Origin of the sequence: Mycobacterium sp. E3305, assembly GCF_001666785.1 — a bacterium.
Taxonomy (GTDB): domain Bacteria; phylum Actinomycetota; class Actinomycetes; order Mycobacteriales; family Mycobacteriaceae; genus Mycobacterium.
Genome location: NZ_LZJA01000059.1, coordinates 23,392 through 37,165, shown reverse-complemented (window position 1 = coordinate 37,165; position 13,774 = coordinate 23,392). Strand labels below are relative to the sequence as shown.

16 protein-coding genes and 1 pseudogene are annotated in these 13,774 nt (G+C 66.1%); 12 read left to right on the top strand and 5 right to left on the bottom strand.

Annotation, left to right across the window (positions count from 1 at the left end; all coding sequences use genetic code 11):
• Positions 1–29: 29 nt before the first annotated feature.
• Positions 30–137, top strand: a pseudogene (locus tag A5701_RS29270) (hemerythrin domain-containing protein); the annotation flags it as partial.
• A gap of 55 nt (positions 138–192) precedes the next feature.
• On the opposite strand, the gene A5701_RS06060 reads toward A5701_RS29270, so the two are convergent.
• On the bottom strand, positions 193–1,089 hold the full coding sequence (locus A5701_RS06060; RefSeq protein ID WP_067749830.1) for a manganese catalase family protein: 897 nt from the start codon (positions 1,087–1,089) through the stop codon (positions 193–195).
• A gap of 156 nt (positions 1,090–1,245) precedes the next feature.
• Here A5701_RS06060 and A5701_RS06055 point away from each other — a divergent pair, with 156 nt between their 5' ends.
• On the top strand, positions 1,246–1,944 hold the full coding sequence (locus A5701_RS06055; RefSeq protein WP_067749829.1) for a GAF and ANTAR domain-containing protein: 699 nt from the start codon (positions 1,246–1,248) through the stop codon (positions 1,942–1,944).
• Positions 1,945–2,025: 81 nt separating this feature from the next.
• Positions 2,026–3,321, top strand: coding sequence for an acyl-CoA dehydrogenase family protein (locus A5701_RS06050; protein ID WP_067749843.1), 1,296 nt, complete (start codon positions 2,026–2,028; stop codon positions 3,319–3,321).
• Positions 3,322–3,507: 186 nt separating this feature from the next.
• On the opposite strand, the gene A5701_RS06045 is transcribed toward A5701_RS06050, so the two are convergent.
• Complete coding sequence (locus tag A5701_RS06045) at positions 3,508–3,963, bottom strand: MaoC family dehydratase (protein WP_067749828.1); 456 nt, start codon at positions 3,961–3,963, stop codon at positions 3,508–3,510.
• 132 nt (positions 3,964–4,095) lie between these two features.
• Here A5701_RS06045 and A5701_RS06040 point away from each other — a divergent pair, with 132 nt between their 5' ends.
• The gene (locus A5701_RS06040) at positions 4,096–4,404 is read left to right on the top strand and encodes a hypothetical protein (protein WP_082950096.1); all 309 of its coding nucleotides are present in this window, start codon (positions 4,096–4,098) and stop codon (positions 4,402–4,404) included.
• A gap of 207 nt (positions 4,405–4,611) precedes the next feature.
• The gene (locus tag A5701_RS28475) at positions 4,612–4,785 is read left to right on the top strand and encodes a hypothetical protein (protein ID WP_197504925.1); all 174 of its coding nucleotides are present in this window, start codon (positions 4,612–4,614) and stop codon (positions 4,783–4,785) included.
• 39 nt (positions 4,786–4,824) lie between these two features.
• On the opposite strand, the gene A5701_RS06035 is transcribed toward A5701_RS28475, so the two are convergent.
• The 3 genes from A5701_RS06035 to A5701_RS06025 are packed head-to-tail and all read right to left on the bottom strand — an operon-like array spanning position 4,825 to position 6,225.
• On the bottom strand, positions 4,825–5,223 hold the full coding sequence (locus A5701_RS06035) for a DUF302 domain-containing protein (RefSeq protein ID WP_067749826.1): 399 nt from the start codon (positions 5,221–5,223) through the stop codon (positions 4,825–4,827).
• Positions 5,224–5,260: 37 nt separating this feature from the next.
• The gene (locus A5701_RS06030; protein ID WP_067749824.1) at positions 5,261–5,875 is read right to left on the bottom strand and encodes a DsbA family protein; all 615 of its coding nucleotides are present in this window, start codon (positions 5,873–5,875) and stop codon (positions 5,261–5,263) included.
• 29 nt (positions 5,876–5,904) lie between these two features.
• Positions 5,905–6,225, bottom strand: coding sequence for a metal-sensitive transcriptional regulator (locus A5701_RS06025; RefSeq protein ID WP_067749822.1), 321 nt, complete (start codon positions 6,223–6,225; stop codon positions 5,905–5,907).
• Positions 6,226–6,447: 222 nt separating this feature from the next.
• Here A5701_RS06025 and A5701_RS06020 point away from each other — a divergent pair, with 222 nt between their 5' ends.
• The 7 genes from A5701_RS06020 to ag85C all read left to right on the top strand — a co-directional run bounded on the left by A5701_RS06020 (position 6,448) and on the right by ag85C (position 13,724).
• Complete coding sequence (locus tag A5701_RS06020; RefSeq protein ID WP_067749820.1) at positions 6,448–6,879, top strand: MmpS family transport accessory protein; 432 nt, start codon at positions 6,448–6,450, stop codon at positions 6,877–6,879.
• The gene (locus tag A5701_RS06015) at positions 6,876–9,794 is read left to right on the top strand and encodes an RND family transporter (RefSeq protein WP_067749818.1); all 2,919 of its coding nucleotides are present in this window, start codon (positions 6,876–6,878) and stop codon (positions 9,792–9,794) included. The genes A5701_RS06020 and A5701_RS06015 overlap by 4 nt, the downstream gene beginning before the upstream one ends.
• Before the next feature lie 24 nt (positions 9,795–9,818).
• The gene (locus A5701_RS06010) at positions 9,819–10,316 is read left to right on the top strand and encodes a metallophosphoesterase (protein ID WP_067749816.1); all 498 of its coding nucleotides are present in this window, start codon (positions 9,819–9,821) and stop codon (positions 10,314–10,316) included.
• Positions 10,317–10,373: 57 nt separating this feature from the next.
• A complete protein-coding gene (locus A5701_RS06005; RefSeq protein ID WP_067749814.1) occupies positions 10,374–10,832 on the top strand; it encodes a MarR family winged helix-turn-helix transcriptional regulator in 459 nt (152 codons plus the stop codon).
• The gene (locus A5701_RS06000) at positions 10,829–11,656 is read left to right on the top strand and encodes an ATP-binding cassette domain-containing protein (protein ID WP_067749812.1); all 828 of its coding nucleotides are present in this window, start codon (positions 10,829–10,831) and stop codon (positions 11,654–11,656) included. The genes A5701_RS06005 and A5701_RS06000 overlap by 4 nt, the downstream gene beginning before the upstream one ends.
• Complete coding sequence (locus tag A5701_RS05995) at positions 11,646–12,464, top strand: ABC transporter permease (protein WP_067749841.1); 819 nt, start codon at positions 11,646–11,648, stop codon at positions 12,462–12,464. The genes A5701_RS06000 and A5701_RS05995 overlap by 11 nt, the downstream gene beginning before the upstream one ends.
• Before the next feature lie 210 nt (positions 12,465–12,674).
• Positions 12,675–13,724: a diacylglycerol acyltransferase/mycolyltransferase Ag85C gene (gene ag85C / locus A5701_RS05990; protein WP_067749810.1), complete on the top strand. Its 1,050-nt coding sequence runs from the start codon at positions 12,675–12,677 to the stop codon at positions 13,722–13,724.
• Positions 13,725–13,774: the final 50 nt, after the last annotated feature.

Here is a 13,774-nt window from a genome sequence, read left to right as displayed (position 1 = left end):
CGCGGCGGCCCTCCCATCGATAGAGTCCCCCGGCGGTGCTGAAGACCATGGGAATGGGGGCGGCGGTCGTCGACCACGTTCGCGACGCGCTCACCGGCCGCGCCGAGGACAACCCGCCGGACCCTCAGGTCAAATAACGAAACACGCGAAGGCCGGGCGCTGGGTCGTCGGCGCCCGGCCTTCCTATGCCAATCAGCTTGTGGGGGCGTGCTGTTCGTGCGTGAAAGGCTTTTCGGCCTTGATCGCGGGTGAGCCCTGGGGGTTCTGCTGCGCACCCTGGTTCTGTCGCGTGCTGCCGCCCAGCCACTGCTGTTCGGGCTTTTCGACGTACTCCCACTCCACGCCCTTCGGCCACGGCCCCTGGCCCTGATTCCACGGGCCACGGATCGATTCGCCGTTGCCGTCGGACATGTTGAACGCGACGTTCTGGAAGCGCGGATCGCCCGGCAGCTGACCCGGCGGGAAGTTCACCGGAAGCTCGTTCAGCGCCGCGGTGAATTGCTGGTAGTGCGCGACCTCGCGCGTCATCAGGAAGTTGAGGGTGTCCTGCACACCGGGGTCGTCGGTGTACTGCTTGAGGTACTCGTACACGATCTTGGCGCGCGACTCGGCTGCGATGTTGTTGCGCAGGTCGACGGTCGGGTCGCCGTTGGCGTCGATGAAGGCGCCGGTCCAATTGTTTCCCCCGGAGTCCTTGACGTCCGGCCCACCACCGCTGAGCACCAGGAACAGGGGGTTGACCGATACCGAGTGGATGATGCTGTCGCGTCCGTCGCCGCTGGCCACCGCCGGCATCCAGTCACATTTCTCGTGGGCGATCTTCAGGTTGTCGTTGAGGCCGTCGAGCAGCATCGTGATCATCGAGCCGACCATCTCGAGGTGACTGAGCTCCTCGGTGGCGATGTCCATGAAGAGGTCGTACATCTTCGGGTTCTTCTGCCGAAGCACGAAGGCCTGGGTGAAGTACTGCAATGCGGCGGTGAGTTCCCCATTGGCGCCGCCGAATTGGTCCATCAGCAACGTCGCGAACCGGGGGTCGGGCCGGTCGACGCGGACCTCGAATTGAAGATCTTTGTTATGAACGAACACTGGGTCTCCCTTGGCTTGTCGAGAAGGTCATGGTGTCGCCGGGTACCCGCGGCCTCCGCGACCAAACGACCGTGACAGCAACTCCTGAACCGCCTGCGGGCGCTGCGAACGGGTGCCCGTGTGACGAACGGGGGTCCATCATGGACAATCCCGCTTATGGACCTATCGGACCCGAGTTCCCGGCATGAGCTGGCGAGGCGGATGGCTGAGCTCTCCCGCGACATCGCCGCGCCGCGCTCGCTCGAGCAGGTGCTCACCGACGTGACCGCCGCCGCGGTGGAGCTCATTCCCGCGGCGGACGTCGCCGGGGTGCTGCTGATCAAAGCCGGCGGAGACTTCGAATCGGTGGCCGACACCGACAGCCTGGCCGCGAAGCTCGACAAGCTACAACAGGAGTTCCACGAGGGCCCCTGCCACGACGCCGCTTTGAAGCAAACGATCGTGCGGACCGACGACCTGCGCGAGGAGCCGCGCTGGCCCCGATACGCACCGGCCGCCGTGGAACGCGGTGTGCTGAGCAGCCTGTCTTTCAAGCTGTACACCGCGGAACGCACCGCCGGCGCGCTGAACCTGTTCAGCTTCAAGGCCAACGCGTGGGACCCCGAAGCCGAAACCATCGGCACCGTATTCGCCGCGCACGCCGCCTCGGCGATCATCGCCGGGCGGCACGGACAGCAGATGCAATCGGCCCTGTCGACGCGGGACCGGATCGGCCAGGCCAAGGGCATCATCATGGAGCGCTACGGCGTCGACGAACTTCGCGCGTTCGACCTGCTGCGCCGCCTGTCCCAGGAGAGTCAGGTCAAGCTCGTCGACATCGCGCAGCGCGTCATCGACACCCGCCGCGAGGACTGATCTTCCAAAGCCGCCATTTACGATGAGGTGGCTTCATCGACGAGTCCGGCGCGACGCCGCGCCGGGGAACGGGTGGTCACCGTGTGGGATTTCGAAACGGACCCGGATTATCAGGCCAAGCTCGACTGGGTCGAGAAGTTCATGGCCGACGAGCTCGAACCGCTCGACTTGGTCGCCCTCGACCCCTATGACAAGAACAACGCCGAGATGATGGCCATCCTGCGGCCGCTGCAGCAGCAGGTGAAGGACCAGGGGCTCTGGGCCGCACACCTGCGGCCGGAGCTGGGCGGTCAGGGCTTCGGTCAGGTGAAGCTCGCCCTGCTCAACGAGATCCTGGGCCGCTCCCGCTGGGCGCCGTCGGTGTTCGGCTGCCAGGCGCCGGACTCCGGCAACGCGGAGATCCTGGCCATGTTCGGCACCGAGGAACAGAAGGCCCGCTACCTGCAACCGCTGCTCGACGGCGAGATCACCTCGTGCTATTCGATGACCGAGCCGCAGGGTGGTTCGGATCCGGGACAGTTCGTCACCGCCGCGACCCGCGACGGCGACTATTGGGTGCTCAACGGCGAGAAGTGGTTCTCCACCAACGCCAAGCACGCGTCGTTCTTCATCGTCATGGCCGTCACCAACGCCGAAGCGCGCACCTACGACAAGATGTCGCTGTTCATCGTTCCGGCCGAGACACCGGGCATCGAGATCGTGCGCAACGTCGGCGTCGGCGCCGAGTCCTCGGCGCGCGCCAGCCACGGCTACGTCCGCTACACCGATGTCCGCGTCCCTGCCGATCACGTGCTGGGCGGCGAGGGCCAGGCGTTCATGATCGCGCAAACGCGGCTCGGCGGCGGGCGCATCCACCACGCGATGCGCACAATCGCGTTGGCGCGCAGTGCGTTTGACATGATGTGCGAGCGGGCGGTATCGCGCAAGACGCGGCACGGGCGGCTGTCCGACTTTCAGATGACCCAGGAGAAGATCGCCGACAGCTGGATCCAGATCGAACAGTTCCGGCTGCTCGTGCTGCGCACCGCGTGGCTGATCGACAAGCACCACGACTATCAGAAGGTGCGCAGGGACATCGCCGCGGTGAAGGTCGCCATGCCCCAGGTGCTGCATGACGTCGTACAGCGGGCCATGCACCTGCACGGTGCGCTCGGGGTGTCCGACGAGATGCCGTTCGTCAAGATGTTGGTCGCCGCCGAGTCGCTGGGCATCGCCGACGGCGCCACCGAACTACACAAGATGACGGTGGCGCGCCGGACTTTGCGCGAATATCAGCCCGTGCCAACGCCATTCCCCTCGGCCCACATCCCCACGCGCCGCGCCGAGGCCCAGGCCCGGCTGGCCGAGCGGCTCGAGCATTCGATCGCCGAGTTCTGACCCGGCTCCCCACGACACATAAACCTTGGCGGCGACACGCGGTCAAACGTCGCCGTGGTTTATGCCTCGCGGCATGGCGTCACGGGGCACGACCGCGTCGCTCCCCACGACACATAAACCTTGGCGGCGACACGCCGTCAAACGTCGCCGTGGTTTATGCCTCGCGGCATGGCGTCACGGGGGCCGTCAGGTGATGTAGCGGACGATGCTTTCGGCAACGCACGCCGGCTTGGGTGCGCCCTCGATCTCGACGGTCGTCGACATGGTCGCCTGCACGGCGCCGTTTCCGACGTCGTCGACGCTGACCAGCGATGTCTGCGCGCGCACCCGGGAACCGACCGGCACGGGGGCGGGAAAACGAACCTTGTTGAGGCCGTAATTGATTGCGAGCTTGATGCCGTTGACGGTGTAGATCTGGTGCTGGAGGCGGGGTAACAGCGCCAGCGTCATGAAACCGTGGGCGATCGTCCCCCCGAAGGGCCCGGCGGCCGCGCGCTCCGGATCCACGTGGATCCACTGGTGATCGCCGGTCGCGTCGGCGAACAGGTTGACGTCCTCCTGGGTGATGGTCACCCAATCGCTGTGCCCGATCGTTTCACCGGTCGCGGCCGAGAGATCGGCCACTGATTCGAAGGTGCGCATTGAGTCCTCCTTGACTTCGGGTGGTAACAATAGCGCCGCCGCCACCCGACATCACGGGCCGGCACACGTTTCGGTGCGGCCGACGGGGGAAGCCCTGCGCGAGTACGCAGAACCGCACGAAGGGAGGACGGCATGCCAGAACGCACCGGCCCCAAGCCTGGATCGGTAGCGCATGGGCTCGACAAATACGGTCCGGCGCCCCGGCGACCGTCGGAGCGTATCCGCGATGCCGAGAGCATGCGCCTTGATGTTCCGCTACTCGGGCGGGTGCGGATCCCCCGCCCCGACCGCCTCGCGTTCTACGGTGGGCTGGCCGCACTGGCGGCGATCCAAATCCTCGATTGGCCTATGGTGCTGTTGCTGGGAGCCGGACAGGCGCTGGCCGAAAGTCAACACAGCCGCGTGGTGCGCGGGTTCGGCGACGCATTGAGCGAGGCGTGACCCGTTCCCGATCGGTCGGATGCCGGGTACCGCAACTGCACGGGCACAGGCGATTTGGATTCGTTGCGGCGAACCGTCCGACTCCATTCCTGCACTGGCGCGATGTGCGGCGGAGATGGTGAACGTCGCGGCTGGGCCTCTTCTACGTTTGGCGGCGCATGAGGCGGGAACCCGTCAGGGGTTAGCCGCCCCACCGGAAGGAAACGAATGGCTGAGAACAAGGGCCACAAAGCCGAGTCGGACGTGGAACCAGAAACCCACGAGTCTCGGTCGCGCGACGCGGCCGGAGAAGCCGACGGCTCGTATGTCGGAGCGGCCGGTTCCGATGACTCCTTCGACGCCGGGGAAACGGGTGCTGAAGCGCGGAGCCAGCAAGGCTGATGCGCCGCGCCACAAGCTAATTCGAGCGGCGGGTGCTCGCTAGCCGAGCGCACCGATCGCGGCCTGCAGCTTGGCGGTCGCCTGGTCGGCCACCTCCTGCAACGCCCCTGGCTCGCCCGTCACTTTGACCATGAGTTGCGGGTCCATCGCCTCGACGAGAATCGCATCGCCTTTGGCGGGGTCGGTCCGCACCACCACGTTGCACGGCAACAATTGGCCGATCTGACGGTGAATGCCCAGGGCGCGATGCGCCAGGGTCGGGTTGCACGCCCCCAGGATGAGGTAGTCCTCCATGTCTTCGCCGAGCTTCTGCTTCAGCGTGGCTTTGACGTCGATGGTGGTCAACACGCCGAAACCCTGCTCGGCCAGGGCTTCGGTCGTTCGTTTCACCGCGTCGTCGAACGAGGTGTGCAAAGTGGTGCTCAATCCGGCTGTCATTTCTTCTCCTCTTTCCCGTGTCGAACTTGCGGAAGCACTAGGCCGCGGAGCGCGGACGTTGCAACTGGGCGAATTGGGGAACCGCGGCCAAGGTGGCGACCGCGTCGAACACTGCGACCGTCTCCTGCGCCTCGGGTAAAGCGGTCAGAACCGGGCCGAAGAAGGCATGCCCGTCGATACGCAGAATCGGGCTGCCCCCGGTTTCGCCGAGCGCGTCCTGCGCCGCCTGGTGCCCGCGCCGCACCTGTTCGTCCAACGACTCGTCGGCGATGACGGCGGCGGTGGTGTCGCGCGCCCCCGCCGCGGACAGCAGGCGGCCGACGAGGCCTTCGTCGAGGGGTTCGGAGCGATCGAAGTAGCGCTCACCGAACGCGAAATATGCGGCGGTCCAACCGGCTACGCCCCGCTCCCGCGCGATGGCGGCCATCAGCCGGCCGACTTGCCGCGAGTCACGCATGCGAGCCTGCTGAGGGGGTGGAAGTTCCCGTCCCTCGTTGAGCACCGCCAGGCTCATCAGCTGCCAATCGACAGCCACGCCGGTCTTCTCGGCCGCGGCGCGCAGCCAACGCGCGGTATTCCAGGAGAACGGGCACACCGGGTCCAACCACAACGTGACTTCGCGTCCGGCTCGACCATCATCGGCGGGGTTCATCGCTCTTCGCCTTTCGTAGACGCCGGCCGTCAGGCCAGGCTGAGGAACAGTTTCTCCAGCTCGTCGATCGACACGGCCGGCCCGTCAGTGGGACTACCCTCCGGGCGGGTGATGCAGTCGCGCAGGCCGGACGCGATGATTTTGAAACCGGCGCGATCCAGCGCCCGCGACACCGCGGCCAATTGCGTGACGACGTCTCTGCAACTGCGCCCCTGCTCGATCATCGCGATGACGCCGCCGAGCTGACCTTGGGCGCGGCGCAACCGGGCGAGGACGGCGTCCATGTCGCCCTGGTCGTGCCCGACGACATCGGGCTTGGGCGACGCGCTGCCCCTGACTTCGTTTGCCATGACTCCTTCATACCATACCCCACGGGGTATATGCACACACTTGGCTGATACCCCCGGGGGTATGGTATAACAGACGCGGATTAGTCGCGGCTCCCGGTACCCGGTCACGCGATGGCGTGCCACGAGTGCCTGTCGATTCTCAAATGCGGGCCGAATGGCCCTATCAGGTCCGGCGAGGCGGGCGTAATCCCTACCGAAGAGACCGAGCGAAAGGGAACGGCAGTGTCCACGTTTCTCAGACGGGCCTGGGTGCCGCTCGTCGTCGTGGTTGCGGTCGCCCTCGGCGGCGTGGCCGTCGACCGGCTCCGCGGCGTTTTCGGCTCGGACGCGATCTTCACCGCGACGGGCAGCAGCGCCGAACCGCTCGTTGCCTCGCACATCAAGCGGGTCACCTACGAGGTTTACGGACCCAGCGACACGACCGGGAGCGTGAGCTACCTGAACAAGAACGCACAGCCCGAACAGGCCGACTTCAGCACGCTGCCATGGACCTTCACGATCACCACGACGGTGCCGGCAGTCATCGCCAGCGTGGTGGCACAAGGCGACAGCGATGACATCGGCTGCCGCATCAGCGTCAACGGCAAAGTCGAGGACGAGCGATCCTCGGCCGGGCGTCACGCGCAAACTTCCTGTCTGGTGAAAGCCGGATGAACGCCGGCAACGACGCCCGGCCGAGGTTCATGCGGTTCGTCCGCACCTTCGCGTGGCCCATCATCATCGGCTGGCTACTGCTCACCGTCGCCCTGAATGTGCTTGTGCCGCCGATCGAATCGGTTGCCAGAAATCACGCGGTGACGATGTCGCCGCAGGACGCCCCGGCGATGATCGCCGCCAAGCGCATCGGGGCCACCTTCCATGAATCGGATTCCGACAGCATCGCGATGATCGTTCTCGAGAGCGACAAGCAACTCGGTGACGAGGCGCGGCGCTACTACGACGGCCTGGTCCAGAAGCTGCAGGCCGATCCGAAGCACGTCCAGCATGTCCAGAACGTCTGGGGTGATCCGCTCACCGCCGCCGGCGTCCAGAGCCGCGACGGCAAGGCCGCCTACGTCCAGCTCAATCTGGCGGGCAACCAGGGCAGCACGCTGGGGAACCAGTCCGTCGACGCGGTGCGGAAGATCGTCGACAAGTCGGAGCCCCCCAAGGGCCTCAAGGTCTACGTCACCGGCCCCGCCGCGCTGACCACCGACATGAACGAAGCCGCCGACAAGAGCATGTTCAAAATGATGGGCGTCACGGGCGTGGTCATCATGATCATGCTGTTCATCGCCTATCGATCGGTCAGCACGGTGTTACTGGTCCTCGTCATGGTCGGCTTCGAGATGGGTACTGCCCGAGGGCTTGTCGCGCTCCTGGGGAATTACGAACTGTTGGGGTTCTCGACGTTCGTCGTTGCGATGCTCTCCTCGTTGGCCATCGCGGCGGGGACGGACTACGCGATCTTCCTCATCGGGCGCTACCAGGAGGCTCGCCAGGCCGGCCAGGACCGAGAAACCGCGTACTACACGATGTTCCGCGGGACCTCGCACATCATTTTGGGCTCGGGGTTGACCATCGCCGGGGCGACGTTCTGCCTTCACCTGGCGCGCCTGTCGTACTTCAAGGCACTCGGCATTCCGTCCGCGTTGGGCCTGCTGGTCGTCGTCGCGGGAGCGATGACCGCGGCGCCCGCGGTGGTCGCGGTGGCCACCCGGTTCGGCCTGCTCGACCCGAGAAGGATGATCAAGACGCGCGGATGGCGGCGGATCGGCACCGCCACGGTGCGGTGGCCCGGCCCCGTCTTCGCAGCCTCCCTGGTCATCGCGATCGTCGGCATCCTGATCATGCCGAGCATGAAGGTCAGCTACAACGATCGGTTCTACACACCCGCCAACGTGCCCGCGAACGTCGGGTACGCGGCCGCGGAGCGCCACTTCAGCGCCGCCACCATGAATCCCGACATCCTCATGATCGAGAGCGACCACGACATGCGGAACAGCGGCGACATGATCATCCTGGACAGGATCGCCAAGGACATCTTCCGTTCGCCGGGGATCGCGATGGTGCAGAGCATCACCCGCCCGTTGGGCGGCCCGATCGAGCACACCTCCATCCCGTTCCAGATCAGCGCGCAATCGATCCCGATCCAGCAGAACCTTCAGTTCATGCGGGACCGCACGAACGACGTGCTCAAGATGAGCGACGACCTCGGCGCCATGATCGTCTCGATGCAGCGCATGCAGGGCCTGCTCGGGCAGATGAGCGACGCCACCCACCGCATGGTCGGCGATATGCACGAGATGCAGGCCACGCTGGACGAGATGCGAGACCATCTGGCGGATTTCGACGACTTCGCCCGGCCGCTCCGCAGCTACCTCTATTGGGAACAGCACTGCTACAACATCCCCGTCTGCTGGGCGACGAGGTCGGTGTTCGAGGCGATCGACGGTGTCGACAAGTTCAGCGAGAACATGAGCACGCTGATCAAGGACGTCAACAACGTCGACGCGATCATTCCGCAGATGCTTGCGCAGTTCCCGCCAATGATCGCCGTCGCCAAATCGATGCAGGGAACGCTGCTCACGATGCACAGCAGCTTCTCCAACCTGGTCACCCAGATGGCGCAGATGACCGACACGGCCAGCGCGATGGGGCAGGCGTTCGACGCCTCCCGCAGCGGTGACTACTTCTATCTGCCCCCGGAAGCCTTCCAGAATCCCGACTTTCAGCGCGGGCTCAAGCTCTTCCTTTCCCCAGACGGAAAGGCCGCGCGGTTCATCATCACCCACGACGCAGACCCGGCAACGCCGGCAGGCATTTCCGCCGTCGTGCCGGAACTGGCCGCCGCGCACCAGGCGGTCAAGGGAACGACGCTGACCGGCGCCAAGTTCTACCTGGCGGGCACGGCGGCCATCTATCGCGACATCCAGTCGGGCTCGCATTACGACCTGCTGATCGTGGGGCTGGCGGCGCTCACCCTGATCTTCGTCGTCATGGTGATCATCACGCGCGCGCTGGTGGCCTCCCTGGTAATCGTCGGCACGGTCCTGCTGTCGCTCGGCGCCGCCTTCGGGCTCTCGGTTCTCGTGTGGCAACACCTCTTGGGTCTCGAGTTGAACTGGATCGCACCGGTATTCGGGCTGATCATCCTGCTCGCCGTGGGCTCCGACTACAACCTGTTGCTGGTGTCACGCTTCCAGGAGGAGATCGGCGCCGGGCTGAAGACCGGCATCATCCGATCGATGGGCGAGACCGGGGGCGTCGTCACCACCGCGGGACTGGTCTTCGCCTTCACCATGATGTCGATGGTCGCCAGCGACCTGCGCTCGATCGGCCAGGCCGGCAGCACGATTGGGCTCGGCCTGCTGTTCGACACCCTGATCGTGCGCTCGCTGATGACGCCGTCGATCGCCGCGCTGCTGGGGCGGTGGTTCTGGTGGCCGATCCGCGTGCGGCCCCGCCCCGCCAGTGAGATGCTGCGACCGTTCGGTCCGCGGAGCCTCGTTCGTTCGCTCTTGCTGGGCGAGCCCGGCGACGCGCCCTCGACCAAGCCTGAAAAGGCCATGGCGTCGACGGCCGGGTGAAAGCCGCTGGCGCAAGATGGGGCTGTGCGGCTGCTGCTGATTTCCGACACCCATGTCCCGAAACGCGCCCGCGACCTGCCCGCGCGGATTTGGGCCGAGGTGGACGCGGCCGACGTCGTCGTGCACGCCGGTGACTGGGTGACGCCCGACCTGCTCGACGAACTCGAACGCAGGTCGGCCCGGCTGGTGGCGTGCTGGGGCAACAACGACGGTCCCGAGCTGCGGTGTCGGCTGCCCGAGCGGGCGGACGCGACCCTGGCGGGTGTGCGGTTCACCGTGGTGCACGAGACCGGCGCGGCGGCCGGGCGGGAAGCCCGGATGTCGCGGCTGTATCCCGACACCGAGGTCCTGGTGTTCGGGCACAGCCACATCCCGTGGGACACGCGCACCGACACCGGGTTGCGCCTGCTCAATCCCGGTTCGCCGACCGATCGGCGCAGGCAGCCCTTCTGCACCTACATGACGGCCCGCGTCGATGACGGGGCCCTGATCGACGTGGTCCTGCATCGCCTCCCTAAGTAACGGGTACATACGTTCTGCACAGCTTCCCCACATAAATAGCTCGCCTACAGAGGTATTATGGAAAAGGTGCAGTCAACGACGGATGTGGTCACCGACGTGTTTCGCGTTGTCGGCAGGTTCCGCCGGCAGTTGCGGCGCACGGCCGGGCGTGGCTTCGACGCGTCGACGCTGACCGAGTCGCAGTCCGAGCTGTTGTGGCTGGTGGCCCGGCAACCCGCCATCTCGGTCAACGCGGCCGCCGCCGAGCTCGGGCTGGCCCCCAACACCGCGTCGACCCTGGTTTCGAAGTTGGTCTCCGGCGGACTGCTCGTCCGGACCGTCGGCGACCCGGACCGCAGGGTCGGCCGGTTACACCTGGCCGAACCGGCCCAGGAGATCGTCGACGCGTCTCGCGCCGCGCGGCGAGGGGCGCTAGCCGAGGTGCTCGCCGAACTCGACGACGACCAGATCGAATCTTTGACAAGGGGATTGGAGGTCATCGAGATGATGACCCAGACACTGCAGGAGCGACGATGAGCGGTTCACTGCCGATGGCGGTCGACGCCAGGCACCTGACCTACCGGTATGGCCAGTTCACCGCAGTCAACGACGTCACGTTGCAGGTGCGGCCGGGCGAGACCATGGGCCTGCTCGGCCCCAACGGCGCCGGGAAGACATCCATGGTCCGGATGCTCACCACGCTGGCCCCGGTGCAGCAGGGCGAATTACGCATCTTCGGGCTCGACGCCCGCCACCAAACCACCGACATTCGCAGCAATATCGGCTATGTGCCGCAACAACTCTCGATCGAGCCCGCATTGACCGGCCGGCAGAATGTCGAGTGGTTCGCGCGCCTCTACGGTGTGCCCCGGTCCGAGCGTTCCGACCGCGCGGAGCAGGCGCTGGCGGCGATGGATCTACTCGACGTGGCCGACCGGCTTGCCGCGGCCTATTCCGGCGGCATGGTCCGCCGTCTCGAGGTGGCGCAGGCGCTCGTCAACCGCCCGTCGCTGCTGGTTCTCGACGAGCCGACCGTCGGGCTCGATCCGATCGCGCGCGACGGCGTCTGGGCGCAGGTGCAGAAGATGCAGGCGCAGTTCGGGATGACCGTGCTGCTGACCACCCACTACATGGAGGAGGCCGACGCGCTGTGCGATCGCGTCGCCCTGATGCACCGCGGTGAGCTGCAGGCGGTGGGCACGCCGGCCAAGTTGAAGTCGACGGTGTCGCCACACGCAACCCTGGAGGACGTGTTCCGCCACTACGCGGCATCCGACTTGGTGGACGGCGACACCTCCGAGTCGGAAGGCTCATTCCGCGAAATCCGTTCCGCCAGAAAGGTTGCGCGCCGTGTCGGTTGATAGCGCCAGGCCAGGGACCCTGGTCCGCGCCCCGCGCGGGTGGCAGCGCGTGGGCGCCGTGTTCAGCCGTATCGGCGCGTTCGCGATCGTCGAGATGCAGAAGTTGCAGCACGACAGGACCGAACTCGTCACCCGGATGGTGCAACCGGCGCTGTGGCTGCTGATCTTCGGAACCACCTTCAGCCACCTGCACGTCATCCACACCGGATCGGTGTCGTACCTGGCGTTCCTGGCGCCGGGCATCATCGCCCAGTCCGCGCTGTTCATCTCCATTTTCTATGGGATACAGATCATTTGGGACCGGGACGCCGGCGTCCTGGCCAAGCTGATGGTGACGCCCGCGCCCGCGTCGGCGTTGATCACCGGCAAGGCGTTCGCGGCCGGCGTGCGCTCGGTCGCCCAGGTGGTCGGCGTGATGGCGTTGGCATATCTGATGAATGTCGGGCTGACGGTCAACCCGCTGCGAATCGCGGCGGCGATGGCTGTCGTCATGCTGGGTGCCGCGTTCTTCGCGTGCCTGTCGATGACGCTGGCCGGCCTGGTGCGCAACCGTGATCGCCTGATGGGAATCGGCCAGGCCATCACGATGCCATTGTTCTTCGCCTCCAACGCTTTGTACCCGGTCAACGTCATGCCGACCTGGCTGCACGTGCTGAGCCGAGTCAACCCCCTCAGCTACGAGGTCGACGCCCTGCGCGGCCTGCTCATCGGTACGCCGTTCAACCCGGTGGACGTCATTGTCTTGCTGGTTGCCGCGGTGCTCGGAATCGGCGCGGCCTCAACGCTATTGCGCCGCCTCGTGGCATAGCGCACACCGCCGGGATGTGCGGCGCGCGCTATCGATGGCCGATTGTGACCCGAATGCAACGTTTCCCGGCCGACTCCCAATCGTTAGCCAACCGCGATCTGAAGCTTCGGCCCTGACAGGCGATTCGACCCCTCTCCCCGTGTTTCACTGCCCAGCGAAGGGATTCGACCGCGGCACGCGGCAGACGAAAGTTGGGATGGGTAGAGAGCTATGAAGTTCTTTTCTGAGTTGCGGAAGTTGCGTGGCGCCGCGGCAGCCATGCCGCGCCAGCTCGCGGTCGCGGCTGTGGGGGCTGCCCTGATGTCCGGCCTCGTCACCGCCGTCGGCGGCTCGGCTACCGCGGGAGCGTTCTCGAAGCCGGGCCTGCCGGTGGAATACCTGGAGGTGCCATCGCCGTCGATGGGCCGCAACATCAAGGTCCAGTTCGAGGGCGGCGGACCGCACGCCGTCTACCTGCTCGACGGCTTGCGCGCGCAGGACGACTACAACGGCTGGGACATCAACACCCCGGCCTTCGAGGAGTTCTACCAGTCCGGCCTGTCGGTGGTGATGCCGGTCGGCGGGCAGTCCAGCTTCTACAGCAACTGGTACCAGCCGTCGTCGGGCAACGGTCAGAACTACACCTACAAGTGGGAGACGTTCCTGACCCAGGAGATGCCGCTGTGGCTGCAGGCCAACAAGCAGATCTCCCCGGCGGGCAACGCCGCGGTGGGGCTGTCAATGTCCGGCGGTTCCGCCCTGATCCTGGCCGCCTACTACCCGCAGCAATTCCCCTACGCCGCTTCGCTTTCGGGCTTCCTCAATCCCTCCGAGGGTTGGTGGCCGACGCTGATCGGGCTGGCGATGAACGACTCGGGTGGCTACAACGCCAACAGCATGTGGGGCCCGTCGACCGACCCGGCGTGGAAGCGTAACGACCCGATGGTCCAGATCCCGCGACTGGTCGCCAACAACACCCGAATCTGGGTCTACTGTGGCAACGGAACGCCGAGCGACCTGGGCGGCGACAACATGCCGGCCAAGTTCCTGGAAGGCCTCACGCTGCGCACCAACCAGCAATTTCAGAACAGCTACGTGGCCGCCGGCGGACGCAACGGGACGTTCAACTTCCCGGCCAACGGCACGCACTCGTGGCCCTACTGGAACCAGCAGTTGGTCGCGATGAAGCCCGACATCCAGCAGGTGCTGCTGGCCGGCAACACCACGGCCCAACCGGCGGAGCCGGCGCAGCCCGCACAGCCGGCGCCGCCGGCCGCCTGAAACCCTCCGAACCAGCATCGGCAGTAGCGCACCGGTCAGCGCTACTGCCG

Coding starts and splice junctions, on each gene's coding strand:
- A5701_RS06055 (WP_067749829.1), top strand. CDS start 1,246: ATGGACCTATCGGACCCGAGTTCCCGGCATGAGCTGGCGAGGCGGATG.
- A5701_RS06045 (WP_067749828.1), bottom strand. CDS start 3,963: ATGCGCACCTTCGAATCAGTGGCCGATCTCTCGGCCGCGACCGGTGAA.
- A5701_RS06040 (WP_082950096.1), top strand. CDS start 4,096: ATGCCAGAACGCACCGGCCCCAAGCCTGGATCGGTAGCGCATGGGCTC.
- A5701_RS28475 (WP_197504925.1), top strand. CDS start 4,612: ATGGCTGAGAACAAGGGCCACAAAGCCGAGTCGGACGTGGAACCAGAA.
- A5701_RS06035 (WP_067749826.1), bottom strand. CDS start 5,223: ATGACAGCCGGATTGAGCACCACTTTGCACACCTCGTTCGACGACGCG.
- A5701_RS06030 (WP_067749824.1), bottom strand. CDS start 5,875: ATGAACCCCGCCGATGATGGTCGAGCCGGACGCGAAGTCACGTTGTGG.
- A5701_RS06025 (WP_067749822.1), bottom strand. CDS start 6,225: ATGGCAAACGAAGTCAGGGGCAGCGCGTCGCCCAAGCCCGATGTCGTC.
- A5701_RS06015 (WP_067749818.1), top strand. CDS start 6,876: ATGAACGCCGGCAACGACGCCCGGCCGAGGTTCATGCGGTTCGTCCGC.
- A5701_RS06005 (WP_067749814.1), top strand. CDS start 10,374: ATGGAAAAGGTGCAGTCAACGACGGATGTGGTCACCGACGTGTTTCGC.
- A5701_RS06000 (WP_067749812.1), top strand. CDS start 10,829: ATGAGCGGTTCACTGCCGATGGCGGTCGACGCCAGGCACCTGACCTAC.
- ag85C (WP_067749810.1), top strand. CDS start 12,675: ATGAAGTTCTTTTCTGAGTTGCGGAAGTTGCGTGGCGCCGCGGCAGCC.